Consider the following 23,242-nt stretch of genomic DNA (forward strand, 5'->3'; position numbering starts at 1 on the left):
TCTCGAAAAGTAGCCTCGATAAGCCGCCGCTGTCACGTGGTCCTTCGCTTAGCTAAAGACGGATGGTTCCGAACCTCACCTAAAGTGTGTTTGTGAAATGTGAATTGTGCTGGCAGTCCGTAATTCGTTCAGGAACCACGAACAAGCGGCGATGTGGGTGTTACGTGAGATCCCTTGGAAATCTGTGCAGTCGTGAGCCGAACGAGTACTGCGGTTTTGCTATTCTCTATTTGTTTGTATTTATCAAACAAACATGCGTCTGATTTGCCGCCTCAATGCGGAGTCGAAACTGAATATAGTCGCCGAACGATGGGTCCTACAAAACATATAAGATCCACGGCTACGTTATTTTATCGCTATTCGGGATCGAGTTCGGATCAACAACTTACATTCCACGAACGATTTCATGGTACTCGTCTCATCGACTGGTGCCCGGTCCTGAGAGTTCCTGTTCCGGTCGATTGCTGTAGTATACCGAACAATTTTACCGTTATTGGTTCAGGGACAGGTCGGTGCGACATATCGCTGATAACGAATTCTATACAAGATAGGCGTTTTCTTTTCGCGTACGTTCGAGACCAGAATATCGTAGTTATCTCGCGAGGAGGACGACTCCTAATTCCGGAGAGACACAGAAGGTGCTGTCCCGAATAGTGTCTCAGTCAGTCTTTGGTACGCGAGTGAAATGTAGCCGGACGTGGAGACACCTACTCAATGATCTGAGGTCCAAGACGACCGTCCGGTATACGGTAGTCCTCGTCGCAATCAATAAGCAGTGAGAGTAGGGTAGTTCATATCGCTTTCCACGGTACCACTACGTATTAATCATTCAATTATTCCCGTATCGGACTCGTAACAATGGGTACGGAGCACAGATGGGTCGGTGGAGTTCAACATATGGTACGAAAAGAGCTCGATCGCCGAAAGTTCGTTAGCATCGTCGGTGCGGCCGGAATAATCGCCGTCGCCGGCTGTTCAGACGATCCGGAAGCGCCTTCGGATGGCCCAGAAAACGACCCCGATGGCGGTACCGACGACGAAACGGACGACGGAATGGACGACGAAACCGGAGGCGGTACCGACGACGAAACGGACGACGGAATGGACGACGAAACCGGAGGCGGTACCGACGACGAAACGGACGACGGAATGGACAACGAGACGGATGACGGTGCAGGCAATGAGACGGATGACGGTCCAGGCAATGAGACGGATGACGGTGCAGGCAATGAGACGGACGACGGAATGGACAACGAAACGGACGAGTAATCAATGCGGCAGCGAGGAACGCGCTAGAATCTTCGGTATTTTTAACGAGAAAATCTCGCTTCTTGTGGGCGGGGCCAAATCAAACAACCCTGTCACACCTCGGTCGATAGTAGATCGGATGGTTTACACGAGATCGGACGAGGCCGCGGCCGACGAAACGAGAAACAGTTTTTCGGTATCGGGGTGCACCTCCACCTCGTGCACAGGTATCTGGTTCGGCAGCTACGGAACGAGGCAAATACGGATGAGGCGGTCGCTCACAAAGGCGAGGATTCCCGAGCACCCCTCCGTCATGGCTATTTCGCCGAGAACAGCGTCTGATCGATCGAATTGCAACGGATTCTGAGCGCTCCATTTACCACATGTCGCGGGTAGGACGCAGTTTGAACCATCGAAACGGAGTCGAAGGACCAGATTGAGGAGCGGGCAGCGGCGGTTCAGGGGCCCCGCTGAATCCCGCGCTCGGTGCCGAGGAAATTGATTGCTACTGGCGCACCGTAGAGAGGAAGAGATCATAATTCCGAGCACTTAAGCGGCGGTGAGCACCCAACTTGTACGATCATATTCCATATATTTTTGATGTTTTATCATCGAGTACACTGATATTATTAGGGAGTAAGGCCGTAATAAGGTGAGTTCCGTGCCCCAATGCGTGTTGGACCAGATCCATCGACTCACCGAGCCGCTCTACGCCCACCGTCTCGACTCGCTCGATCTCCGTCCCTGTGAGTCCTAATTCCTAACAGCAGTTCTATTGTGATGGAAAGAGTTACTTGTTCGTGTCCGCACGATCGCATGTGTCCGATCACGAACGGCGTTCTTCCAAGCCCGGACGGGAATCGAAGGTGGCCCAACTGATACGGAAGTACGAGCTGGAGCCGCTGGGAGAAGAGCTCGAACACCTGTGGACGCGGGAGGCGGATCGGTGGAGTCTGAGAGCGCTCGCCGACCGATTCAACCGAGAGCTTCTGCGTACCGCGATGCGGGAGGCTGGAATGGCCGACCTCGACGGCGAGGCGGCGAACTATTACCGACTCCTGACGGACGACGACGTGACCCCAGGCGATCGAGTCGAGGCGGTTCGGTGGCTCGAGCGGGCGGGTGTCGACGTCGAACGGCTTCGGGAGGAGTTCGTCAGCTACCAAGCCGTGAGGACGTATCTGAAGACGTACCGAAACGCAGAGTACGAGCGGTCCGAGGAGGACAGGGTCGGCCGCGAAGCCGAGAGCATTCGACGGTTCGCCGCCCGAACCGAAGCGATCGTCCAAGACAAGATCACCCGGCTCCATCGACAGGGTTACCTCGAGATCGGATCTCCCACCGTTACCGTCCAAGTCCAGGTCTACTGCTCGGAGTGTGACTCGCAGTATTCCGTGGATCGGCTCCTCGATACCGGACAGTGCGCCTGTACGACCACGCAGTAAGCCGGTCGGAAGCCCGAACTCCGATGGAGACGATTCCGCCGTCGAAACGAGGGTAGTCCTCAGAACAGCGCGCGTTCGACTCCGATTCCAGAAACCGATCACCCGGCTCTGTTGCAATCATCTTATTCAGACATATTCTGTCCGAAATAGTTGGTCGCTGAACGGACCCTCTTGATCGATTACGGGAGTAAGTATGTCAATTCTGAGGTGTGGTCGTTTATAAGTGAGAAAGAGGTGTTGCTGGCGGCTATTTATAAATCGTTGCTGGCGCGGTGAACACGTTCACAGCCCCAGCCGCGACGACTCGCGCGGCTTGCTGCGCTCCTCGCTCAGTCGCTAACACTCCTTCGCTGCGGTGCTTACTGCGCCGGGCTTCGCCCTCGCGGCTGCCCCTTTGAATCCCACCCTACACAACAACAGCCCCGCACCTCACGCCTCCCCAACCTCGCCGTGGCCGCTTATAAGCGGCCACGGGCTCCCTCGCGGGCTCCTCGCGCCCTGCGGGCGCTCGGAGGCACGCCAACAGCATCGTTCATTTATAAGCAGTCGTCGCCGTCGCGCTCGCCTGTTTAAATACCACGTCGCCGACGGCGGTCTGCAATACCCACTCCCGAAATTACTCGCCGCTCTTCCCATATTGACCGTGCCCTGGGGAGGATGTGTCTCTTGTTGAGGATTTCAACAGACCCGTTCTCCTTGTTGAAGACTGAGTGACGTTTTTAGCCATAACAATAGTACTCTTGTTATTGATCACTGTTCGGTTCGGTGCGTGTGTTCGCGATCGGACTCGGATCACTGGCAGCCTGTGCATCGGCTATCCTTCGGATCGAAGCCGATGATAGGCCGGAGTACTTCTCGTCCATCGGCCAGCGGCCGATACACTCCTCCACCCTCCGTGTGCACATCGGACGAGGGGGGACGGTGGACGCGGTCGGTGTTCCGGTCGGTTGCGACACGAAGATACCGGTCCGCCCACGGGCCGGTAACCGGAGTGCACAGCGAACTGCGATCGCCGGCTGACGGCACCGGTCGCTGACGAGGGGAAAGCCGTGCTTACGGAGAGAGGACACTCTCTAACAATGTGACGGCAGCGCGAGTTGAATCCCCATTTCTCGACCGATCCTACTCGCTTCAGACGGAGGAATGCGGAAACATCACGCTCAGCGATCGGGTTCTGACGTCTCGATCCGCGATACGTTCGAGAATCACAGTGACCGACGTTTTGAGATCGGTGACGTCCCCTCATTCGTACACCTCACCAGGGCGGTCGCTGAAGCTCATCCACGTCTCCAGGGTCAGTCCGTAAATGGTGTGTCCGACGTGGAATATCACCGCCTCGTCCGGTTCGACCTCCTCGTCAAGGAGATTTCGAAAGACGAAGCGCGTGCCGAAATCGGAGAGAGAGAGGCCGTACGCGGGGGAGAGCCCGATCACGCCGAGGCTGCCCTCACGTTCGCGCTGGAGATCGAGCGCGTTCCGTGATCTCAACTATCGCTGCAAGTGCGGGGACTTTCTCCGCCAATCGAGGCTTGAGATAGACCACGCCACCGATAATGACCGCGGTGATGAGCAGTGCGCCGACGGGACCCACCCGTCTCCTCGCCAGTTTCCAGACAGTCCACGCGGTCCCGATGAGTTGAATGGGTACCATCGAATTACACCCCCGGAACCCCGAAGGCACCGATCCCGAGTCCGAGGAACCCGTTCAGGACGAAGAGGATTGCGAGCGCCGAAACCCAAGCGACGAGGCCGATGAGTACGGCTTGGAGCCAGCCGCCCGGATACCGCCAGTTGATGACGGTGATCCACACGATCAGCGCGACGATGGGCCCGAAAAGCGGGATCCAGGCCGTCAGCGCCCACGCGATGGCACCGATCAGCGCAGTGATAACGGCGTGGCTGTAGTCGTCGGTGTCTGCGATTACGCGGCCACTGATGTAGATAGCGAGCCCTCCGATCAGGAGGGCGACGACGAATGCAACTATCGAACCGATGAATCCTGTTGCCATACTTTCTTTTCGCCGACTACCTCAATAAAACCTCGCCAATATGTACTAGATCTGTCGAGAACGATCTCAAGTCTCACGCAACCCGGAGGACCGCCTACGGCCGGTCGCGACGACGAGGTCGTACGGCCGACGGATCGGGTCGCTCCGGACGCGTCGCCTGTGCGCCGTCCGTCATCAGTCGGTGTCAGAGGTACGCATCGTCCCATTCGTCGGCCAGATGAGTGTTGCCACAGTTCCCGCACTCGAGCCTGTCGAGCCCGTCGACGGAGACATCCGTACTGCCGCACTGTGAACAGAAGTACCCGTACGCTTCCTCCTCGTCGTCCGCACAGTACACCGTGAAAAATGGGGCCTCACTGCCTGGAACGCTGTCGTCGTGATCGACGGGGCGATCGACCCCGTCGACGGTGACGGATTCCGGGACGGTGACCGGAGGTTCGTTCGGCGTCTCCGTCGATTGGCCTTCCGTGAACATCGTGACAGCGAACTCCTCCCCGCCGACCAGTATCTGGTCATGGTCGCCTCGTTTAAGGCCGAATCCTTCGAGGAACTCGCCGCCCTCGACGGCGTCGTCGAGGATACACGCCGCGATCGGCTTCCCGGAAAACCGTTCGCGGACGCGTTCGAGCAGCGCCGTGGCGACGCCCCCACCTCGCGCCGTCGGATCCACGTGGAGCCACCGGATCGTCGCTTCCGTACCGATTTCGACGGTGACGAAGCCGCGGACCGTCTCCGTCCCGTCGATCGTCTCGTCGACGACGAGTACCACCGTATCGGCGTCGTCGAGCAAGTCGGACAGCGACGCGTCGTCGAACTCCTCTTCGAGTATCGTCTCGATCTGCTCGGGGCTGAGCGAGTACGACGATCGCAGCGAGTCCCGCGCGATCGCTCTGATCTGTTCCCGATCGTCCGACTCCGCGGTACGAACGTTCATGTCATTTGTTAACATTGAATTGGCAATCGTCGTCCGGTGATGTGCGTCGCCGCATCGCAATCTCGGGCTGAAAAGACGGATCCAGCAAGAGACTGACCGGTAAGGGCCGAGGGCGATGCTACCTGCTCAGGTGAATCTCGCCGTCGGAGACGCGTTCGATGCTGGAGCTGTCGAGTACGTAGTCCCCCTCGTCGGCCTCGCCCCAGCCCAGTTTGGATCGGATCCTGTCCGTCAACCCCGGATCGGGATCGACGTGAGCCTTGCCGTGTTCCACGTTGACGACGCGACCAATTTTGTCGCCGTTGGAGTTTATTACGGTCTTGCCTTCGTCGTCCTCTGTCAACGTCACACTATCTTGCATTGTGATCCCACCAACGACTGTTTCGAGGCTAAGGATTCTGCTTGCCTGTGCCGGGCGTATATGAGTGGGTAGGGGTCTGATCGAATCGAATCCTCCTGCTGTCACCATCAGAAAGTTTGCTCGGTGCTACCACTCGATTTCAGGACGCCCAGCCACGTTGCCCCAATTCAGAACGACTCCGACTCGGTGGGATCGTCGTCCGTTGCATTCCCGCCCCGATCGCTGTACCTCTCTCGGCCCACCGCTTCGTCGCCGACCATATTCAATATGGCCTGTCGGACGCTCTCGGTGTCCTCGTATTGTTGCTCATTCTCCGGGGAGAGTACCTCGCGTAGCGTGACCTGATCGTTGATGAGTCCAAGCTCGCGGTCACCGTACCGGCTGAGGAGCGTCTCGTGAGACAGCGGGTACGACTCCTCCTCGAGGTCGCTGATCAGACCGCCGAACTCGATACCGTGTTCTCGGGTGTCGTCGGGATGTGTCATAGTAGTCCTTCGACAAGTCGAGGTGGAAAGGCTTCTGCAGGCGTTTGCAAGGTGATATGTACCGCCTTCAGCGTCCGGTACTCATTCACCGGAGACCGACCGACGCGGTTGCGAGGCGATCACACACGGCACCGGGACAGCAGAGCCGCGACGGGGCGGCCGATACTCACATCACTCATCGACGGGATTCCACGTATATTGTCCCCCAAGTTGATTAGACGGGCGAACCAAAGGGAGGGTATGGACGACCAGATTGAAGTCCGGAGTGTGTCGGTCGAACCGGGAGAACTGGTGTACGACAGCGACCGCCAGGTGGTTGGACGTGTGAGCGGTGTCACCGACACTGGATTCGAAGCTGAAGCGATACCCCCCGACGAGAGCGAGGTCGAGGAAGTACCGGGACAGGAGTTCGGCGAGGGCTATCTGATGTGGCGGTGTGCCGAATGCGGAGAGATGGGCGAACTGGAGGAGGGGTTGCCGGAGTCGTGCCCGAACTGTACCGCTCCCCGGGAAGCAATTTCCGCCGTCGAAGAGGATTGATCTGGACCCGCCCACGTGCGAATCGGGGCGTGTGCTCGTCGGGAAGGACCGCGGGAGTGCGAAACGCGATTCACTCATGCGATGAGGCGATTACCAGGACTGCCGGATGCTCGAGTGAGTCGATCCCTGGGTTGAGACATCTCGCCGACGTGACCACGCGGTAGCGGCCTCTTATCTCCGGTAACCCAACCCAACGTTCAGTAGCATATTTATAATTAATAAGTCACGTCGTGTGGACGAATGCGGACAACATGACAGCAGTCAAAATTATCAAAGTGCTAGGAACCTCGTCCGAATCGTGGGAAGACGCGGCTCGCGAGGCGGTCAGCGAGGCGAGCAAGACCGTCGATGACATCAGCGGCGTCGAGATTCAGGACCACACGGCGAACGTCGAAGACGGCTCGATCACCGAGTACAAGGCCACCGTCGAAGTGGCGTTCCCGGTCCGGGACGGCGGCCAATAATCGGAAGGACGATCCCGCGTGCCGCGGAGTTCCAGTGGGATCGGTTCTCCTCGCAAACTCGACGCAAGTCCCAAATCCAACGCGGGGGTGAACACCGTCCTCGGTGCCGTTCTGGGAGTCGAGTACGCGCAAAGTATGATCGCTGTTCGATACCTTCGGAACGAGTACGCGGCGTCGATTCCCAAAGGGATTTCGGAGGGGTTCCGGATCATCGAGGAAGTCCTCGAGTCGATCACCGTCCTTCGGCAGTTCTACAAAACGATAGCCATTCAGCGAAATCTCGCGACGCTCTCGCGACTGCTGGGGACCGAACGACGAGCACTCACAGCTTTCAGGGGCCCCGCTGGGCTGCCGGCTGTTCGAGTATCGAGAGAAACACAACAATCTTCGGACGCTTACCGCGGTGGATCTGGGATCGGGGACCGGCTCACGTCGGACCGTCGCAGCGCAGTGAATCGGGTCACCCAGCCCATCGCCTCGCGGTAAGCAAGGGCACACTCTCGCTGTTGGTTTGGCAGCGAATCTCCACGAAACGGTCTCACCCCGGTCGCTCGATTCGATTTAAGGGAGCGATACAAAAGATAAGACGTGCGTATTCGATCGTGAGTTGCGGGGTCACAGATGCGGACTTTTATCCCTTCAGCGTCTCCCGACCAGAGGCTCGTCTACGCAGTTCATACTAAAACTCCGTCACGGACAGTAACTGCATATGGAGACCGTCGTCGATGCCACTATCCCAACCGACCGGTTCGTTCTCGAGGAGACCATCGCACAGGTTCCGGATGTAGAACTGGAATTTGTTCGCTTTGCCATTCACAGTTCGGCGTGTACGTCGCCGTTCCTCTGGGTATCGACGAGCCGCCCGGACCGACTGGAGGCCGCCATGCGGAACGATTCGTCTACGGAACGCGCGCGATGCTTGTCCAGAGACGACGGTCGAGATCTGTACTCGATCGACTGGACAGCACGCGCGGCGTGTCGTATCGACGGATTCGCCGAGATCGACGGTTCGGTACTCGGCGTCCGGAGAACGTCCGGTGGATGGACGTTCCGGATTCTGTTCCCCGACCGCGCGACGGCGTCCAAGACGTTTCAAACGTGGCGTGACGACGGTATCGGCCCGTCGCTCTCTCGCATCGGTAATCTCTCCTGTCGAGAAGGCGACAAGGGAGGGCTGTCGGCGACACAGTACAGCACCATCGCCCACGCGTTCCAGACCGATTACTACAGCGTCCCACGGAGCACGACGCTGAAGGAGTTAGCAATGGATTTCGACGTGTCACATCAAGCCGTCTCCGAACGCCTCCGTCGAGGCCACTCGCATCTCGTCGAGCAGATGCTTGCGGAGTCGGCGATCGGAATGGAAACTCGACAGTAAGTCTCCCGCTACGCCACCGAAGACGAGGGTGGTCCGCGGTCGTGCGTTCGGGTGATTCGGCGGCTCAGCGCACTGAAGGATGTCGTTTCAACTGCTTGCAAAACGAAGCAGGAAGCCCCGCGTGACTGATGCTCAGAGCCACTACGTATGAGTTCCTCAATATACTCCACCGCGAAAACCGACTGATCTTCCGAAACTGTGGGGTACCATATGCCGGTTAGAAGGCAGGCATTTAAGTAAATCATCGGTAGAATCGGCCCAATTTTTTGCGGTACTGATTGGCAGAAGTAACTCTCTACACGGGCGGGACGACGGTTGACGCCGATCACCGCTCACGGATCCGCTATTAACGTCAAAAATCGGGGTATAAAATGAAGCCTGTGGCTATTCAGCGAGGGAGAACACGAGGGAAAAGTGCGTCAGTCGGGCGGTTCGAGGCCGTAGAACTGCTTCGCGAGCGTGAGGAACTGGTTGGCGTCGACGCGTGGTGCGTAGTCGGGGTCATCCTCCAGAGCAATCTTCACCAGGAGGTCAACGAGCCGCCAGACGTTGTAGAGGACGCACGCGAATGCGAAGTTGAAGAAGCGGTACTGCGGGTCCTTCGATGTCGTGCGGACGCGGAACTTCTTCAACTTCTTGTAGCCGTTCTCGATGCCCCACCGCGCTGAGTAACGACTGACGACACTCCGAACCTGCTGGAGCTGCGTCTGTTTGTCGGCGTCGGAGAGTCCGTCGAGGTCAGGGTGGTTCGTCTCGAACAACGCGTATGCCCGAGTGTCGTCTTCGTTCCCACGCAGTTCGCCTTCCTCCTCATGGAGATCGTCCAGCAGGTCGCTGAACATCTCGCCCCGTTCCTCGGAATCGCCACCGATGTCCGCGAACTCGCTGATGAGTTCTTGCCGTGTGTCCAGTTCGTCGTCGGGATCGGGCGTCTCGTCGGTCGCGAATAACTCGCGGTTCCTCGCGGGGAGGTACATTCGCTTTCGGTTTGACCCCGTGAGCGATCCCTGTTCTTCGACCTTCACCTTCCTCCCCGCATCGCGGAGTTGCGTGCAGGTGGCCTTCTCGGAGGCGTGTTTCCGAGCCGGGTTGAGGTAGTAGACGCCGTGATTGCTGCAAACGTCTTTCACATCGTCGCTGTCGAATTCCCGGTCCATCATGACCAGCGAGATGTTGGTGAGCATGTCGATCGCATTCCCGAGGAGGCCGTCCACGATTTCGGCTCTCGTGTCGCCGCGTTCGACCGGAATAGCGTCGAGGACCAAGGGAACGTCCATGCCGACGACCTGAATCGTCGCCCATTGGTAATGGTACTCCGCGTTCTTGTAGCCGAGGATCACGTCTTCGTGGCCGTCACGGTCGCCCGTGAACGGGTTTCCCTTCGTAATGTCGATGGCGACTGAGATTCTCCGGTCAAGTTCTCCGTTGTGCCGCGCCCGAGCGATCAACGCGCGGGTCGTGTTCCGGAGCATCTCTCGCGTCTCCTCAACGGAGAGCTTCTTGACTTGGTGGCGGTGGTTCGACGCGGAGGGTGTCCGGTCGCGCCCAGAGTCAATTGCGAAAGAGTGCTGGCCGGACTGCGCAAACATGTCCTCACGCATGCCCATGAACGTGTGTTGCTCCCAGAATGCGTTCTCGTGAACCTGCCAGTTCTCCGCCCGCTTCAGGTAGAAAGAGTCTGTGACGAACGGCTTCGCCTGCTGCCAGACCTCCTTCGTCTTCTCGCGAACGAGCCGCTGCTCGCCGCATTCGCTCTCGATCTCGCGGTCCTCCCGCTCGAACGTGGGGTTCGGCAGCGGCAGCGCATGTTCGTATGCCTTGAGGAACAGCTTCTTCGCGAGTCTCTTCGACGCTTCGCGGACGACCGGCGTGAACTCCTCGTTCCACACTTCCCACAGTCGGGACTGCGACGGTGGGTCGGCTTGGAAGCGGTTGAGGCCCTTGCCGTCGTCAGTGAACCCGAACTCGCGGGCAAGGTGCTGGTTCTCCTCGAACCAATTGGCCAGTTTCGTCTCTTGCCAGTCGCGCGCGATCCGGTAGGCGTGCGCCCGGATCCATATCTTCATCGAGACTGTGTTGTGGTGCCAAGCCGCACGTTCATCGAACGTCGGCTGCGAATCGTCATCTTCGAAGTCGTAGATGCTGATAGATGTCTCGGCGGCCAGTTTGGCAACGCGAGGACGGTCATCGTGCTTGTACGAAAGAACGAACTCGAACGCGACCTTGCTGAACGCCTCGTCGTACTCGTCCGGGTCTGGCATCCAGTTCTTGTAGAAGCCGATTTTGCTTCCCGGTGGGGCGCTCGTGGATGCTGACACTTTGACAGAAACCAGTACCTCTGGAGTATAAAAATGACAGGTACAATTCACCGATGAAATCAAGTGATAGCGCCGTCTTTGACAGATTAGCAGCAGCTATCTCGATAAAGATGCATAGTTCGTTCAGTACAGGAGAAGAACTAATAGTGTAGGATATTTACCATCTTATATGGATGGAAGCGGTTCTGATGAAAAAGGGACGCTTGCCCCAATTTATCCAAGTGGGATACCGTATCTCCCGGATAACGCACGACGATGGGTCGCTATCTTCTTGTTGATAGCATTTATTAGTGGGTTTGCTGTCTCATCCTTAATATGGATTATTAGTCTCTTCTGAATCACTCGTCCGCCGTTCAGTCCGCAAGCGCGATCTTGCGGTTGCTTCAGCCGCGTAACCCCGGAAGTGTCCACCGTAGATCGCTTAGTGCAGGGTATATACGTCACATCACCACCGGATTGGTTTTTAAATAATCCCCGGATAGGTGGATGGATCGTCGCGCCGGAGATGTCGGTATAGTGCGCCGATACCGTAGGCAGCACTACCAAGGAAGACTCCGGCAAGAACCCCATACTGAATGCCAGCTTCAATACCCCACATAAGTTCTCCTTCTGGCCCAAGGTAAATATCTGCACTTCTGATGGTACGGTACTGGGAGGAGTCATCCCACCGAAGGTATCCGATAAGAGGTGGAAATACAGCGCGCCAGAAGATAGCGGAGAAGACGGCAACCTGTGCTATCAACAATCCACCGCACTTGACTCCTGCATACAGCGCGACCGTAAGCATACACAGCGTGATGAGCGTGCCAAAGGCGAACTCAACGTCTGCGCTAAACCCAAGAGAAAAGATAGCCAGTAGGAGGGCTGTTGCCATGAGTGTATAGATATAAAAAGGAAATTCACCAATGAGGAGGGATCGATAACGCATAACAACAAATCCTCAATACAGCGATATAAATGTCCTCCTCGTGAAATAGTCACGACGATGGCGGGGTCAACTAACTAGATGAGTACGGCTCTTTGTAACCATCTGTTCCTGCGAAGAATATGACTGAGGAAGAAGACTTCAATAGAGCCGACCAATTCGCACCCTTCAGCGACCGGCTGTTTCAGACGATAATATGTCTGAAGAATAGGATTTCAACAGAGCCGCTATTATCGATTGACGGGGGTTAAAAACCATTATAATTCAAGCGATTATCCTGTACATGCCTATCTTCAGGCCGGTGATTCTGTATAGCGATATGCGATATACTCATGTGTGGGGTGGTATCTGCCTCATAGTGCTAATTTGCTTTGTCTATAAGAGACAATGTAGTCAGCAGAAGTATTAAGGAATTGGTGAATGAGTGCTACCCATCGAAAATGGTAGTCTTGAAATCGACCTACCCCCGAGAATGCGGGCTTGTCGCGGGTGATACGCGTGAGTGACGTCATCAACTGGAGTCGCATGTCGCTCGATGAGTTGATCGAGTTTTACGAGACGGAGATTGCCGACGAGATGTATCGCGAAGGGATGAGCCCCGCGACAGAACGCCCCTCGTACGAGTGGCTGGTTAACCACGGCTACAGCGGAATCGCCTACACGCTTCGGGAGCACCACGACCTCACGCTCAAGCAGTTCATCGTCGAGAAGGTCGGCGTCGACGCCGATGCAGACGACGGAACCCCGGGGTACGAGTGGGGTATCAGCGACGAACAGACGATCGACCGCTTCGAGACCTACCTTCGTGACCGACAGCGCCGGCAGAACCTCGCCGACACCACTATTCGATCGAAGCGCACGCGCCTCGCGCGCTACGCCCGTGAGTACGAAGCCCTCCACGGCGAAGTCACGCTCGTCGATCGCGTCGGCGACCGCGACTGCCAACCCGAGGAGATCGAGCGCGTGCTCTCCGTGTTCGACGTGCTCGACGACGAACTGGCGAGCAACGACTCGAAGGCAAAGCACCACTACGACGTGAACGACTGGTACGTGTGGCTTCAAAACCGTGCTATCGGGACGTACAACCCGTCTTCGACGGTTTCTACGTCGTTCGGCGGGTGGGATACCGACACCGAGGATGGCGAGACGAAACCGGCGCTGCAACCCGATCAGCTCCGTGAGATACTGGCTGTGTGCGACGACCGGGAGGATCGCCTGCTCGTAGTCGCGCTCGGCGCGTGGGGACTCCGTCGTGGGGAGGTTGCGGCGCTGCAGGTCTCGCAGTTCATTCCGAACGCCGAACCGCCGCGGATCGAGTTTGAAGACCGGAAGAACGGCCCGTCGTCCGTCCAACTGCTGTACGGCGTCGAGGATTACCTCGACCGCGTCGAGGCGCTTGATGAATCCGGCTGGAACGGCCACCTGTTCCCCTCAAACGCCGCTGAATCGGGGCATATCGCGCCAGGAACGGTGAACAACCGCTTTGAGCGGCTCGTCGACGCCGCCGGCGTGACACTCAACGGCGAGCGACCGACACCGCACGCCTGCCGCCGCTTCTGGTACAACGCGTATCAGGACGCCATGCGGGATCTCCAAGAACAGGTCGCCCCGATGGCCGCAGATCAGGGCAGCTCGTCGGCCGCCGTCGTGGTCGACAAGTATCTAAGCGAAGAACAGGCCCGTCGGGCACGGCATGACGCCATGCACGAGCGGCTGGCCGCGGTATTTGAAAGTGAGACCTGAATCAGATTAGCGGTGGTGTTTGCGAATGAGTTTTCTCGGACAATTGTCTGAGAAACATAGCTGCGGGATGTATCGAAGACACATACCTAAAATATATACCTAAGATACATGTCTAAGATATTTATCTAAGACAGTTGCCTGAGACAGATCCTTAAGATAGATCCGTGAAATACTTGGCTGGGAGAATCGCCCAAGGTGTGCGTCTGAGAACGCTATCTGAGGCGGCGGTCGTTTTGCTATCGATATCTCACTGCCGCTCTCTCCTCCTCTCAGCTGACCGACCTGGATGGCCGTCTAAGATAACTGATTCTGTTGTCCCACTTGTCGATCTATCTTAAAGATGTTTCGTGGATTGCTTTCTTACCACACAGCCATAGATAACTTACTTAGGTATATATCTTAAATACCTGTCTTAGACATGTTTCTTAGGTATGTATCTCATACATATTCCTTAGGCAGGTGTCTGAGGCATGTGTGTTACCTATGTGTCTGACGTAATTTTATGCTCTTCGCGCCGAATTTGACCGATATGCTCTCGTACACCGTTTACAGCGAGGCCGGCGGGGTCGGGAAGACATCGCTGGCGGCGAACGTCGCGCGCGCTCACGAGCGGGCGGGGCTCGACGTCCTCGTTGTCCCGCTCGATCCGCAGGACGGGAACCTGAGTCGCCTGTTCGACGTCGATAGCGATCGGAGTGATTCGTCGTCGGACAGCCTCGTGCGGCACCTCGTCGACAATCCGGCGGGTGAGTTCGACGATCTGATCCGAACGGCGGAAGGAGTCGACATCATTCCGGAGCACAACACGCTTTCGGACCTTCCCGACCACCTCGCCCGCGAGCAGAGTCGGGCCGAGGACTTCGGTGACGCGTACAACATCTACGCGCAACTCCGCCGCGTACTCGGCGAGAACGACGTACCGGACCGCTACGACGTACTTATCTGCGACCCGCCGGCGACCGAATCCGACCACCTGTACAACGCGATCTACGCGACTCGCAACCTGCTCATCCCGTTCGAGCCCTCGGCGAAGGGGGAGGCGTCGGTCGAGGGGCTCGAAGAGCTCGCAACAAATTTCGCCGCGCAACTGAACATCGATGTCGGCGTGTTGGGCGCGATCCCGATCGGATTCAAAGGAACGAACGACCAGCGAGAAATCGTCGACGACGTTCCGTTCGAAGTGCCTGAAGTCATCGGCGACCGGACGTCCATGATGGAGGGCTGCTGGCGACAGCAGTGCAGTGCGTTCAAGTTCGTCCGGACCCACCGAAACACCCGCAGAGACTACGAAATCGAGACGCTCGCCGAGTTCGATCGGATCGCACGGTTCCTCGAAACGCAGGGCGGAATTACGCCGCCGTCACCGCCCGATCCCGGTGCGATCGAGAGGCCCGAGGAGGTGACCGTCTAATGGGGGGATTCAAAGAGGGCACCGTCAACGGGTGGGACGAGGAAGAATCGGACGACCCGGACGACTCGGAAGTCGATCGGGACGAAACTGATGCAGAGACGGACGCGACTGAATCCGCGTCTGAGTTCTCAGAGGACGAGGCCGATTTCTCAGCCAGTGACGCCGATCTCTCGGCGAGCGACGCCGATGTAGCGTCCGTCCAGCGGGATCACGGTGAGTCCACGCCGTCCGACATTCCGTGGATCCTTCGCCGGAATAGCATCACGGACGGGCGTGAGCAGACCGTTCAGCTCCACTTACAACAGGGCACGCTCGAGACACAGCGAACGCAGAAGATCGCCATCGAAAATCGCCTCGGGGAAAGCGTTCGGAAGGCCGATCTCCGGGAAGCCGCACTGCTGGTCGGGCTCCAGCGCGTCGACGACGTCGCCGACGTACTCGAAGAGTGGGGATACGCTCTAGAATAAACCACATGTGGATATATTCTTTGCACCGGGGTCAGAAGTTCACAAGTTCTGAAGGTACGGCGCTACAAGACGGTAAGGACAGAAAACAGATACCAATACCGTTGGACGCAAGACAACATGACCAAGCCCTCCCGAAGGCAGGTTCTTTCGGCCCTTTATACGGGCGGTGGTGTCCTCCTCGCCGGCTGTACGGCGGGACCAAAAGAATCGAACGACACAAACGAAACCGCGACGACGAAAGGGGACGGTGAAACAACATCACCCGGATCTAACCAATCGGTTCCGGACTTCCCCGGGAATACCATCTCGGACAAGTGCCCGTCGTTTGATAGTACGGAACGGGTTGTCTGCTACGAGGCGGTCGATTCCGAGGAGATGCCTATCGTACTCGTTCCAGAGACCCAGTCAGTCCAGTTGGATCAGTCGGTTGGGTTCACGCTCCGAAATCGGAGTGAACAACGGTTCGAGACCAATCACTATCACTGGCAACTATACAAGCGCGTGGACGGCGACTGGTACTACATCGCGCCCGAGGCCTGGCCGGAACCGCTAACGCCGCTGGAGGCCGGCGACGAACACACGTGGACCGTAACGGTAGCAACCGGTCGCGGTAGTGACGGAGATTCCATCGAACACGTAGAGGGGACAGAATCGCTCACACTCGCCGGTCTCGGTGGGGGCCACTACGCGTTTGGGACCGACGGATGGTTCGCGGCCGCCTCCTACGAGGAGAGCATCGCACTCGCAACGGGGTTCGAGTTGAACGCCGATCAGCTACAGTTGACGCCGACGGCGGCGATCTCGGAGACGGAGTGGAACGGTGAGACGCTCGTTGCGCGTTCGATGCGCGGCGAATCAGACGGTGAAGATGACCAGCCGGACAAGTTCATCCTCGAACGCATCGACGGTTCCGAGATCGACGCAGAACGGGTCATCGCCGAACAGGTTGTCCGCAACGACCAATTGCGCGACAGTATCGCACTGATCCGGAAACACGACGCCGATCGAGTTCATCTGGAGGAGTTCAGCAGTTCGGTTCCCCCATTCGGACTCCAAGATGCCCGCACATACGAGTTCGAAGGTAACCGATACCGAGTGACGGCGAGAGAGGGGCAATCGTCGTAGTGTTAGATCGCTAATATTGGCAAATGAGGCACTGCGTTCTCCAAGGACTTACGAATCGCTCAGTACATGGTGAGTGGTGAGCGATTGCGGGAGTGGTATGCAGACCGCCGCCGGCGACGTAGTATGTAAAGGTGGAGCTGAGGGAGCGACGGTTGCTTATATATGATCGAGATGGTGCGGTGGCGTCGCCGGCGGCTCCGCCGCCGGCTGCAAGCGAGAGCTTCTCTCTCGCCCTGCGCCTCTGGCAGCCGGACGTAGTCCGGCGACACCGCAACGAGGGAGCGAACGAAGTGAGCGACCGAGTGAGGAGCACAGCGAGCGTGCGCACTCCTCGCGGCTGGGGCTTTGGATGTCTTCACCGCGCTGTCAATCACTTTTAAGCAATCAGCACCAGAGACACGGCGATTCACCGCGCCGTCAACAATATATAAACAGCCGCCAGCAACACCACTCGCTCACTTATAAATGACCACATCAACCGCGTGCAATACCCACTCCCGTGATCGATCAAGAAGCAAGCGCGATCTTGCGGTAGATTCAGCCGCACAACCCGGAAGTATCGACCGTAGATCGTTCAGTACAGGAGACTCACAGATCAGATTCGGTCTACATCTCTCCTACTTCTGTTAGCAACGTCTTGCGAGATACAGAGGCTGTGTTCATGAATGGACAAGAGTTGTAAGTCCGAATCTCTGGAAACGTCTCACCGCAATCGAGTAGGAACTTTGAGGGGGATAAGAGGAGAGTGGAGAGCCATGAGTCCGACCGTCCAGGAACTTCGAAACGCGATTCGAGTAGCGACAGGCCGCTTCGAACGGGAGGTCAAGGCGTCGTTCACGAAAGAGGAGCTACAAGCGATTTGTGAGGCACTCGGAGCCGATGTCGACGAGGCGGGGCGACCGTCAACATCGCAAATGCGCCGACTCATCCGGGCACACGTCGGCATCGCAGAGTCGCTGGAGGCGGCCGACGACTCCACCTTCCGGAAGCCAAATCTCCAAGTGATTGCTGACGAACTCGGAGCATCGTTCGAACCGTAGCCGCCAGTTTCCCAATCAATCTGGCTGCTGCGGTTCCCGACCTGACTCCCCGAGTGAGGTTGCCTTCTCCTGACCGACTCACGCGGTGTATCTTACAGGACTATCGGAACACCTCTCCGATCTGGTGGAACCCTCGGCACTCAATACGCAGTCTTCAGCGAACAGCTGTTTCGGACGAGAATCTGTCTGAAGAATGAGATTCCAATAGTGGCCAGCCTATTTGTGGAGATATCCAGAGGAAGACCGCGGACGCGGTACTGATTACGGAGTAGCCGTCTCTAGAGTACCAGCCCCTTTCAGAACGGAGCGTCAGTCGATCCGCGACTCGGACCCTCGTTCTCCATCGACCGTTCCATCGGGTTCGACCCGATTTCGGTGCCGCTCTCAGGGTAGGCGGTCACGTCCCCCGTCTCGAGATACGTCTCTTCGAGTTCGACGAGCTGCTCGTTAATCGCCTCGCTCTGGTGATGCATCGGTGCTGTACGGACTCGGACGAGATCGTACTCGTGCCGCTCCGAGAGCCCGTTCCACGCCCGGAACGACCCGATCGTCAGCGTGTGTGTCTGCGGACAGAACGGTGTCGTCGGCGTGAACTCCGCGCGGAGCACGCGGTCGATGTCCTCCGATTCGACGGCGTCATCGGCGTCATCGGCGTCATCGGCGTCGTCGCGTTCGACGGCGTAGCGGTAGCCGGCGCTCGTGTGGCGGGTATCGAGGTTCAGCCGGGCAAGGTTGTAGTTGAACGTCATATCGTACACCTTTCGCTCCTCGAAGCAGTCGCGAGTGAGGCAGTGAAACGCGACGTGGTCCGCCCCGGTGAGCAGAACGTGGGGCTCGAGGAACCCCCCAGGTCTCGGGACGTGATCCGAAACGAACTCGTCGTAATCATCGAAGAGATCGCCGTCATCGGACCCGAACGGGGACGGGAAACTGGGCATACGCGTCTATTCGAGATCGGGAGGGGTACCCCTTATCCCGTACATGTTCGAGTCCAGCGGCTCGTCACTCCAAAACTGTCCGCTCTGTCGGACGTTCCGTCCGTCAAGCCCCGGCAATCAGCCTCATTCCTCGACCGCCACATCACGGCCACGCGCCCGGAGTGGAGAGAAGGACCCGAATACGATCTGATCGAGCGAGTGAGGGCTGTGACGGACCAACACGAGGACCATGTTGGACACGAACGCCACGACGCCGACGCTCACTAGCAGCCCGCCGAGGAGCGTCGGCGTTCCGGCGACATCCAGCAGGTTCGAGCCGACGATCAGTGCGCTTCCGCCTCCGAGGAGTACACCGTCGAGCGCGGCGATCCGGCCGTCATAGAGGTCGTCGATCATCGGTACGGCCGCTAATCCCAACAGACCGCTGTACCGGTTGACCCAGATAACGAAGGGAATGATGTGATAGAGCGTTCCCACGACAACGAACCCGATCGCTCCCAACAACAGCAGGTGGCCCGCGGTCGCCGCGCCGAGCAGATGATTCCGGGTCAACGGGTCGGATATCCAAGCGGGCGCTGAGACGGCGATCCACAGCGCGAGTGCGCTCACCGCCACGATGTACCGCGTGTGCATCGGTGTCCGTTCGACCCGCATCTCGTACAGTTTTCGTGCCAGGATGAGACAGAACGCCGACGCGGCGAACAGGATCAACAGGCCGCCGACCCGCGCAGCGGGGGCGTCGGCCACCAGTCGGCCCGCGGCGAGGACGACCACACCGGTGGGATGCGCGATCTCCTCAACGGATCGAAGACGGTGGTCGATCCCGTGTAGTTCCGTCTGCGTGAACATCGTTCCGAGCTGGTAAAGCGCCCCGTACACCGTCGTGAGAACGGCACCGAAGACCGCGAGGGTGGCGTGGGCTCTCGCAACCCCGGACCGGCGTACGCCGACCTGCGAGAACGTCGGAACCGTGAAATCAACCGCGAGGAGGACGCCGAGAACGGTCAACACGAGAAAGAAGCCGAGTGCACCGAGGAAGTGCCGTTCGGTGACGTCGTACGCTTCCACCGTGCCGAGCGTTCGGATGATGTTGTACGCGAAGATCCAGAAGCCGACGAGCATGAGCGCCGCGAACGGGATCAGCCACGCCGTCTTGAGCAGGAGAAGCGCGACGACGAACCCGAAAAGGCCGGAGACGACCAGCCCCAACTGCACATTCGCGAGACGCCGTGAGTGTAATGTCACTCCCGACCAGACGGGCACGAACTGCGTCATCGCCCCCATGATCGTGATACAGATCCACCCGACTAACAGGAGATGGACGTGAGCGAGCCGTCCCAGTCCCGGAACGGCGTTCAGGTGTAAGCCGATCCCGAGTCCAATTCCCGCGACGAGAAAGGCGAGCCCGACGACGAAGTGTCGTAACGGGACCGTCATCGGGGGCTGTTGGTCCGTCTCGATGTTACCCGGGATCACGCCCATGGATGGGGGTACGGTCTCCGCACACCTGACAGTACCACCGAAGATGTTCCCCTTCCGCCGGCTGTGGCTCACCTCTCCCCGGGACAGAAACCAGCGAGATATCGACGAATGAAGGCCGATTCTGCCAGATCTGCCACCGGATTCGAACATCTCGGGGATAGTAAGGAGGATTTCACACCGCTCTATAGCACTCATTATCAGTTCCAAGTAACGACTATAATGATACCGCCCGCATGACGGAGCGTGAGCCACCAGAGCGGTCAGACGGACCACCGGATCGCGTTCGTCTGCGTCCAGAATGCGGGACGGAGCCAAATGGCGGCGGCGTTCGCGGAGCGCGAGCGCGATCGTCGTGAGGTGAGTGAACAGGTCGAGATAATTACCGGTGGGACACGGCCTGCCGACCACGTTCACGATGTCGTCGTCAAGGCGATGAGAGAGTCGGACATCGAGCTCGGCGACAGACTGCCCCGAGAGGTGACGCCCGACGAGCTACGGGCGGTGGACCTCGTCATCACGATGGGCTGTTCGGCGTCAGACGTCTGCCCCGCGACGTGGAACGAGGAGAACCGCGACTGGGAGCTTGACGATCCGCACGATCGCTCTATCGAGGACGTACGTGAGATCCGGGATGAAATCGAAGGCCGTGTCGTCGAACTGTTTGACGAACTACTGTCGAAAACGGCGTCCGCGGAGTGACACGAATGGAGGAGAAGTCAGCCGACATCCGACCGGTGCCCGCTGAAATAGAGTCCGATCAACAGCGATCATCGCCGCCGCTCTTCCAGCGGTCCCTTTTCCGGTGAACATGAGAGAGAAAAGACATCGAACCACTGACAAACTGCCAGTGAGTAGTGGTAATCATGACTGAAGCGGAGTCCGACGACCATCCAACGGATCTCGATGGACTGTCCGTCGAAAGTGCGACCGACATCGTCGTCGATGATGAGAAGCGTTTCAACGAGGTGCGGGAAACGCTGGCTATCGTTGCCCGGGACGGGACCGTCTGCCGGGCGGCTGTCGATGACGCACTCGCCAACGCGTCGATGGTAGTGACAACCGCCGAGACGCGGGTAGAGATTGCGGGCGAAAAGCTCAACAGTGCACAAGAGGCGGCCACTCGGATCTCAGACTCGGATCTCGTGTCGGTACGCATCAACGAATTCGACGCATGCCTCAACGCTATCGAAGACCGAGAGAGCGACCTCGGTGACGCCATACAGGAGGTGCTCGCGATGAAGGAGGAGGGTAATCTCTATGAGATCGCACGAAAGATTAGACGGGTTACGAACGCTGCTACCGAGGTCCAACGTGCCGCTGACGACTTTCAGTTCGAGATTGATTCGTTCGAAGGATGGCTCACCGACGCTGATCGACGCGTCGAGGAACTCACCGCTGACGTCGATGCCCTCGCGGAGTCAGTGAACGAACTCCGCGACACCGTCGAAACGCTCGCCGCCGGTGACGGTGACCCCGAGAGCGAGGCGGCACACACGTGGGCCGCGGCGATGGTCCGAAATCGTGTCGTCTCGTTGATGATCGCAGATCTCCGGGCGGAGCTGGCGGCGCTTCGGACGTGGACCGAGCGTGAAGGCGGGACTCCGCCATCGGACATCGAATCCCGACTTGACGACATTCAAGCTAGCCATGAAGTTGTCGGAGAGCGGCTCACCACACGGGCTGAACCGGAATGGACTGCTCGATACACCGATCAGTTGACCGCTCTTGACGAGGCTCTCAAAGAGATGGGGCCGCCGGTCGCGTGGAGTGACGTCGAAGCCGTCGTTGAAGAACATCGTCCCGCAGCCAAGCAGTGAACAGCGACCCGGAAGCCACACCGGCTGTTCACGTCAGTTACCGAGACCGAAGTCGTGAATTTCCGTCCTGGATATCTGCGATCCGGGCAGTCAGATGTCGATGTTTTCGGCGCGGATCGCAGTTCTCGCGGCGGTGTGGGCCATACAGCGACCGCAATTAGCCGCTTGCCGCAGACGGGAGAGCGTGGTTGACAGCGCGACTGCTGTGGGCACCTCTGCTGGCACTGACTCGTCGTACAGACACTGTTCGATCGCCTCAATACCCCCGATGGCGTCGTCACATCGATCTCTCGTCTCTTGTATCTTCGTCGTGTCACCGTTGAGGACGGCGGTTACCGCGCCGTCGACGGCGAACGCAACGTCGTCGGCCACAGAACACACGTCTGCGGCTACCTTGTCTGCGGGCGGCTCGGGCAGTTTCTCGGCAGTACTCGCGATCTGAACGGCCTGATCGGTGACGGTTTCGAGACGGCGGGCGATCGCGTAGTAGGCGAACAATTCGGGCCGAGAGACACCAAGCGTGTCAAGCTCGGCGTGCGATACCAGTGACCGCGAGAAGTGTCGCGTGACCATCTCCGCGGAGCGGCGTGCTTCGCCAGCCCGGTCACGAATTCTTGCGTGTGTGTCTGCAGCGGCAACGAACGCCTCGATCGCGTCGCGGAGGAGGGAGACGACCACGTACTGCAGTTGTATTATCGACTGACAGACGGAGACTGATGAGGAATCCAAAAGGTGTCTGATCGTAATCTCCACATCTGACTCGCTAAGAATGTTCGTCCCGACGAGATCCCGAACTGTCGACCGCACAGCTTTGCGCTCTGCGGTGGAGAAGGCTCCCACCCGACGCAATGTTATTGTCTCAAACCCGACCGTATGAGCCGTTCGAACGGCACGTTGGACGGCTCTAGCGTCGCCACTATCGATAGCAACCGTTGCTTCGTCCAAGCAGTTGACGTCCGCGTCCGAGGATCGGATGAGAATTGATCCGTCACGATGAGTGTACAACTGCAGTTCCATGCCGACCTCGAAGCCGTGATTCGTCGCCCACTCCTTCGGAATTGAGACGGTGAAGGTGCCGCCACCGACCTCTTGCAGCTTTCTCGTCTCCATAA

The 23,242-nt window shown here is 58.2% G+C and carries 23 protein-coding genes; 13 read left to right on the top strand and 10 right to left on the bottom strand.

Features of this window, described 5'->3' with window-relative positions:
• Positions 1-897 precede the first annotated feature (897 nt).
• Positions 898-1,269: a hypothetical protein gene (locus tag ACFQEY_RS09950; RefSeq protein WP_379767984.1), complete on the top strand. Its 372-nt coding sequence runs from the start codon at positions 898-900 to the stop codon at positions 1,267-1,269.
• A gap of 797 nt (positions 1,270-2,066) precedes the next feature.
• Positions 2,067-2,693: a rod-determining factor RdfA gene (gene rdfA / locus ACFQEY_RS09955; RefSeq protein ID WP_379767987.1), complete on the top strand. Its 627-nt coding sequence runs from the start codon at positions 2,067-2,069 to the stop codon at positions 2,691-2,693.
• Between the two features lie 1,242 nt (positions 2,694-3,935).
• Here rdfA and ACFQEY_RS09960 read toward each other — a convergent pair.
• The 5 genes from ACFQEY_RS09960 to ACFQEY_RS09980 all read right to left on the bottom strand — a co-directional run bounded on the left by ACFQEY_RS09960 (position 3,936) and on the right by ACFQEY_RS09980 (position 6,482).
• Entirely contained in the window at positions 3,936-4,181 is a 246-nt protein-coding gene (locus tag ACFQEY_RS09960; protein ID WP_379767990.1) for a hypothetical protein, read from the bottom strand.
• A 167-nt stretch (positions 4,182-4,348) separates the two neighbouring features.
• Entirely contained in the window at positions 4,349-4,702 is a 354-nt protein-coding gene (locus tag ACFQEY_RS09965) for a hypothetical protein (RefSeq protein WP_379767993.1), read from the bottom strand.
• Between the two features lie 184 nt (positions 4,703-4,886).
• Positions 4,887-5,636 carry a GNAT family N-acetyltransferase gene (locus tag ACFQEY_RS09970; RefSeq protein ID WP_379767996.1) on the bottom strand — a complete coding sequence of 250 codons (750 nt, stop codon included), beginning with the start codon at positions 5,634-5,636 and terminating at the stop codon, positions 4,887-4,889.
• Positions 5,637-5,754: 118 nt separating this feature from the next.
• On the bottom strand, positions 5,755-5,997 hold the full coding sequence (locus ACFQEY_RS09975) for a PRC-barrel domain containing protein (protein WP_379767999.1): 243 nt from the start codon (positions 5,995-5,997) through the stop codon (positions 5,755-5,757).
• Positions 5,998-6,164: 167 nt separating this feature from the next.
• Entirely contained in the window at positions 6,165-6,482 is a 318-nt protein-coding gene (locus tag ACFQEY_RS09980) for a DUF5789 family protein (protein WP_379768002.1), read from the bottom strand.
• Between the two features lie 240 nt (positions 6,483-6,722).
• Between ACFQEY_RS09980 and ACFQEY_RS09985 the strand changes: the two genes are divergently transcribed.
• The 4 genes from ACFQEY_RS09985 (at position 6,723) to ACFQEY_RS09995 (ending at position 8,864) form a co-directional block, all read left to right on the top strand.
• Positions 6,723-7,022 (top strand): DUF7130 family rubredoxin-like protein, encoded by a 300-nt coding sequence (locus tag ACFQEY_RS09985; RefSeq protein WP_379768005.1) that lies wholly within the window; start codon positions 6,723-6,725, stop codon positions 7,020-7,022.
• 251 nt (positions 7,023-7,273) lie between these two features.
• Positions 7,274-7,486, top strand: coding sequence for a dodecin family protein (locus ACFQEY_RS09990; RefSeq protein ID WP_379768008.1), 213 nt, complete (start codon positions 7,274-7,276; stop codon positions 7,484-7,486).
• 87 nt (positions 7,487-7,573) lie between these two features.
• The gene (locus ACFQEY_RS18785) at positions 7,574-7,972 is read left to right on the top strand and encodes a DUF7972 family membrane protein (protein WP_465261634.1); all 399 of its coding nucleotides are present in this window, start codon (positions 7,574-7,576) and stop codon (positions 7,970-7,972) included.
• Positions 7,973-8,195: 223 nt separating this feature from the next.
• Complete coding sequence (locus ACFQEY_RS09995) at positions 8,196-8,864, top strand: helix-turn-helix domain-containing protein (protein WP_379768011.1); 669 nt, start codon at positions 8,196-8,198, stop codon at positions 8,862-8,864.
• Positions 8,865-9,283: 419 nt separating this feature from the next.
• On the opposite strand, the gene ACFQEY_RS10000 is transcribed toward ACFQEY_RS09995, so the two are convergent.
• Together ACFQEY_RS10000 and ACFQEY_RS10005 are read right to left on the bottom strand one after the other, a co-directional pair.
• A complete protein-coding gene (locus ACFQEY_RS10000; RefSeq protein WP_379768014.1) occupies positions 9,284-11,182 on the bottom strand; it encodes a transposase in 1,899 nt (632 codons plus the stop codon).
• A gap of 463 nt (positions 11,183-11,645) precedes the next feature.
• Positions 11,646-12,110, bottom strand: coding sequence for a hypothetical protein (locus tag ACFQEY_RS10005; RefSeq protein ID WP_379768017.1), 465 nt, complete (start codon positions 12,108-12,110; stop codon positions 11,646-11,648).
• 495 nt (positions 12,111-12,605) lie between these two features.
• Here ACFQEY_RS10005 and ACFQEY_RS10010 point away from each other — a divergent pair, with 495 nt between their 5' ends.
• The 5 genes from ACFQEY_RS10010 to ACFQEY_RS10030 all read left to right on the top strand — a co-directional run bounded on the left by ACFQEY_RS10010 (position 12,606) and on the right by ACFQEY_RS10030 (position 17,893).
• Entirely contained in the window at positions 12,606-13,850 is a 1,245-nt protein-coding gene (locus ACFQEY_RS10010) for a tyrosine-type recombinase/integrase (protein WP_379768020.1), read from the top strand.
• 529 nt (positions 13,851-14,379) lie between these two features.
• Positions 14,380-15,261, top strand: coding sequence for a ParA family protein (locus ACFQEY_RS10015; protein WP_379768023.1), 882 nt, complete (start codon positions 14,380-14,382; stop codon positions 15,259-15,261).
• Positions 15,261-15,728 (top strand): DUF7970 domain-containing protein, encoded by a 468-nt coding sequence (locus ACFQEY_RS10020; protein ID WP_379768026.1) that lies wholly within the window; start codon positions 15,261-15,263, stop codon positions 15,726-15,728. Before ACFQEY_RS10015 ends, ACFQEY_RS10020 begins: the two co-directional genes overlap by 1 nt.
• A gap of 117 nt (positions 15,729-15,845) precedes the next feature.
• On the top strand, positions 15,846-16,853 hold the full coding sequence (locus ACFQEY_RS10025; RefSeq protein WP_379768028.1) for a hypothetical protein: 1,008 nt from the start codon (positions 15,846-15,848) through the stop codon (positions 16,851-16,853).
• A gap of 755 nt (positions 16,854-17,608) precedes the next feature.
• The gene (locus ACFQEY_RS10030; protein ID WP_379768031.1) at positions 17,609-17,893 is read left to right on the top strand and encodes a hypothetical protein; all 285 of its coding nucleotides are present in this window, start codon (positions 17,609-17,611) and stop codon (positions 17,891-17,893) included.
• A 296-nt stretch (positions 17,894-18,189) separates the two neighbouring features.
• Here ACFQEY_RS10030 and ACFQEY_RS10035 read toward each other — a convergent pair whose 3' ends face one another.
• The gene (locus ACFQEY_RS10035; RefSeq protein ID WP_379768034.1) at positions 18,190-18,831 is read right to left on the bottom strand and encodes a hypothetical protein; all 642 of its coding nucleotides are present in this window, start codon (positions 18,829-18,831) and stop codon (positions 18,190-18,192) included.
• Positions 18,832-18,954: 123 nt separating this feature from the next.
• Entirely contained in the window at positions 18,955-20,313 is a 1,359-nt protein-coding gene (locus ACFQEY_RS10040) for a hypothetical protein (protein WP_379768037.1), read from the bottom strand.
• Positions 20,314-20,589: 276 nt separating this feature from the next.
• Between ACFQEY_RS10040 and ACFQEY_RS10045 the strand changes: the two genes are divergently transcribed.
• Together ACFQEY_RS10045 and ACFQEY_RS10050 are read left to right on the top strand one after the other, a co-directional pair.
• Positions 20,590-21,012, top strand: coding sequence for an arsenate-mycothiol transferase ArsC (locus ACFQEY_RS10045; RefSeq protein WP_379768264.1), 423 nt, complete (start codon positions 20,590-20,592; stop codon positions 21,010-21,012).
• 164 nt (positions 21,013-21,176) lie between these two features.
• Positions 21,177-22,130, top strand: coding sequence for a halo transducer protein (locus tag ACFQEY_RS10050; RefSeq protein WP_379768040.1), 954 nt, complete (start codon positions 21,177-21,179; stop codon positions 22,128-22,130).
• A 90-nt stretch (positions 22,131-22,220) separates the two neighbouring features.
• Here the strand turns inward: ACFQEY_RS10050 and ACFQEY_RS10055 are convergent, their stop codons facing one another.
• Entirely contained in the window at positions 22,221-23,240 is a 1,020-nt protein-coding gene (locus ACFQEY_RS10055) for an AbrB/MazE/SpoVT family DNA-binding domain-containing protein (RefSeq protein ID WP_379768043.1), read from the bottom strand.
• Positions 23,241-23,242: the final 2 nt, after the last annotated feature.

It is taken from the genome of Halorubrum trueperi (assembly GCF_042662525.1).
Taxonomy (GTDB): Archaea; Halobacteriota; Halobacteria; order Halobacteriales; family Haloferacaceae; genus Halorubrum; species Halorubrum trueperi.

Excerpts from the sequence above, each read along its gene's own strand:
- ACFQEY_RS09950 (WP_379767984.1), top strand. The coding sequence starts at position 898 with ATGGTACGAAAAGAGCTCGATCGCCGAAAGTTCGTTAGCATCGTCGGT.
- ACFQEY_RS09965 (WP_379767993.1), bottom strand. The coding sequence starts at position 4,702 with ATGGCAACAGGATTCATCGGTTCGATAGTTGCATTCGTCGTCGCCCTC.
- ACFQEY_RS09970 (WP_379767996.1), bottom strand. The coding sequence starts at position 5,636 with ATGAACGTTCGTACCGCGGAGTCGGACGATCGGGAACAGATCAGAGCG.
- ACFQEY_RS09975 (WP_379767999.1), bottom strand. The coding sequence starts at position 5,997 with ATGCAAGATAGTGTGACGTTGACAGAGGACGACGAAGGCAAGACCGTA.
- ACFQEY_RS09980 (WP_379768002.1), bottom strand. The coding sequence starts at position 6,482 with ATGACACATCCCGACGACACCCGAGAACACGGTATCGAGTTCGGCGGT.
- ACFQEY_RS09985 (WP_379768005.1), top strand. The coding sequence starts at position 6,723 with ATGGACGACCAGATTGAAGTCCGGAGTGTGTCGGTCGAACCGGGAGAA.
- ACFQEY_RS09990 (WP_379768008.1), top strand. The coding sequence starts at position 7,274 with ATGACAGCAGTCAAAATTATCAAAGTGCTAGGAACCTCGTCCGAATCG.
- ACFQEY_RS09995 (WP_379768011.1), top strand. The coding sequence starts at position 8,196 with ATGGAGACCGTCGTCGATGCCACTATCCCAACCGACCGGTTCGTTCTC.
- ACFQEY_RS10005 (WP_379768017.1), bottom strand. The coding sequence starts at position 12,110 with ATGCGTTATCGATCCCTCCTCATTGGTGAATTTCCTTTTTATATCTAT.
- ACFQEY_RS10015 (WP_379768023.1), top strand. The coding sequence starts at position 14,380 with ATGCTCTCGTACACCGTTTACAGCGAGGCCGGCGGGGTCGGGAAGACA.
- ACFQEY_RS10020 (WP_379768026.1), top strand. The coding sequence starts at position 15,261 with ATGGGGGGATTCAAAGAGGGCACCGTCAACGGGTGGGACGAGGAAGAA.
- ACFQEY_RS10025 (WP_379768028.1), top strand. The coding sequence starts at position 15,846 with ATGACCAAGCCCTCCCGAAGGCAGGTTCTTTCGGCCCTTTATACGGGC.
- ACFQEY_RS10030 (WP_379768031.1), top strand. The coding sequence starts at position 17,609 with ATGAGTCCGACCGTCCAGGAACTTCGAAACGCGATTCGAGTAGCGACA.
- ACFQEY_RS10035 (WP_379768034.1), bottom strand. The coding sequence starts at position 18,831 with ATGCCCAGTTTCCCGTCCCCGTTCGGGTCCGATGACGGCGATCTCTTC.
- ACFQEY_RS10040 (WP_379768037.1), bottom strand. The coding sequence starts at position 20,313 with ATGGGCGTGATCCCGGGTAACATCGAGACGGACCAACAGCCCCCGATG.
- ACFQEY_RS10050 (WP_379768040.1), top strand. The coding sequence starts at position 21,177 with ATGACTGAAGCGGAGTCCGACGACCATCCAACGGATCTCGATGGACTG.
- ACFQEY_RS10055 (WP_379768043.1), bottom strand. The coding sequence starts at position 23,240 with ATGGAGACGAGAAAGCTGCAAGAGGTCGGTGGCGGCACCTTCACCGTC.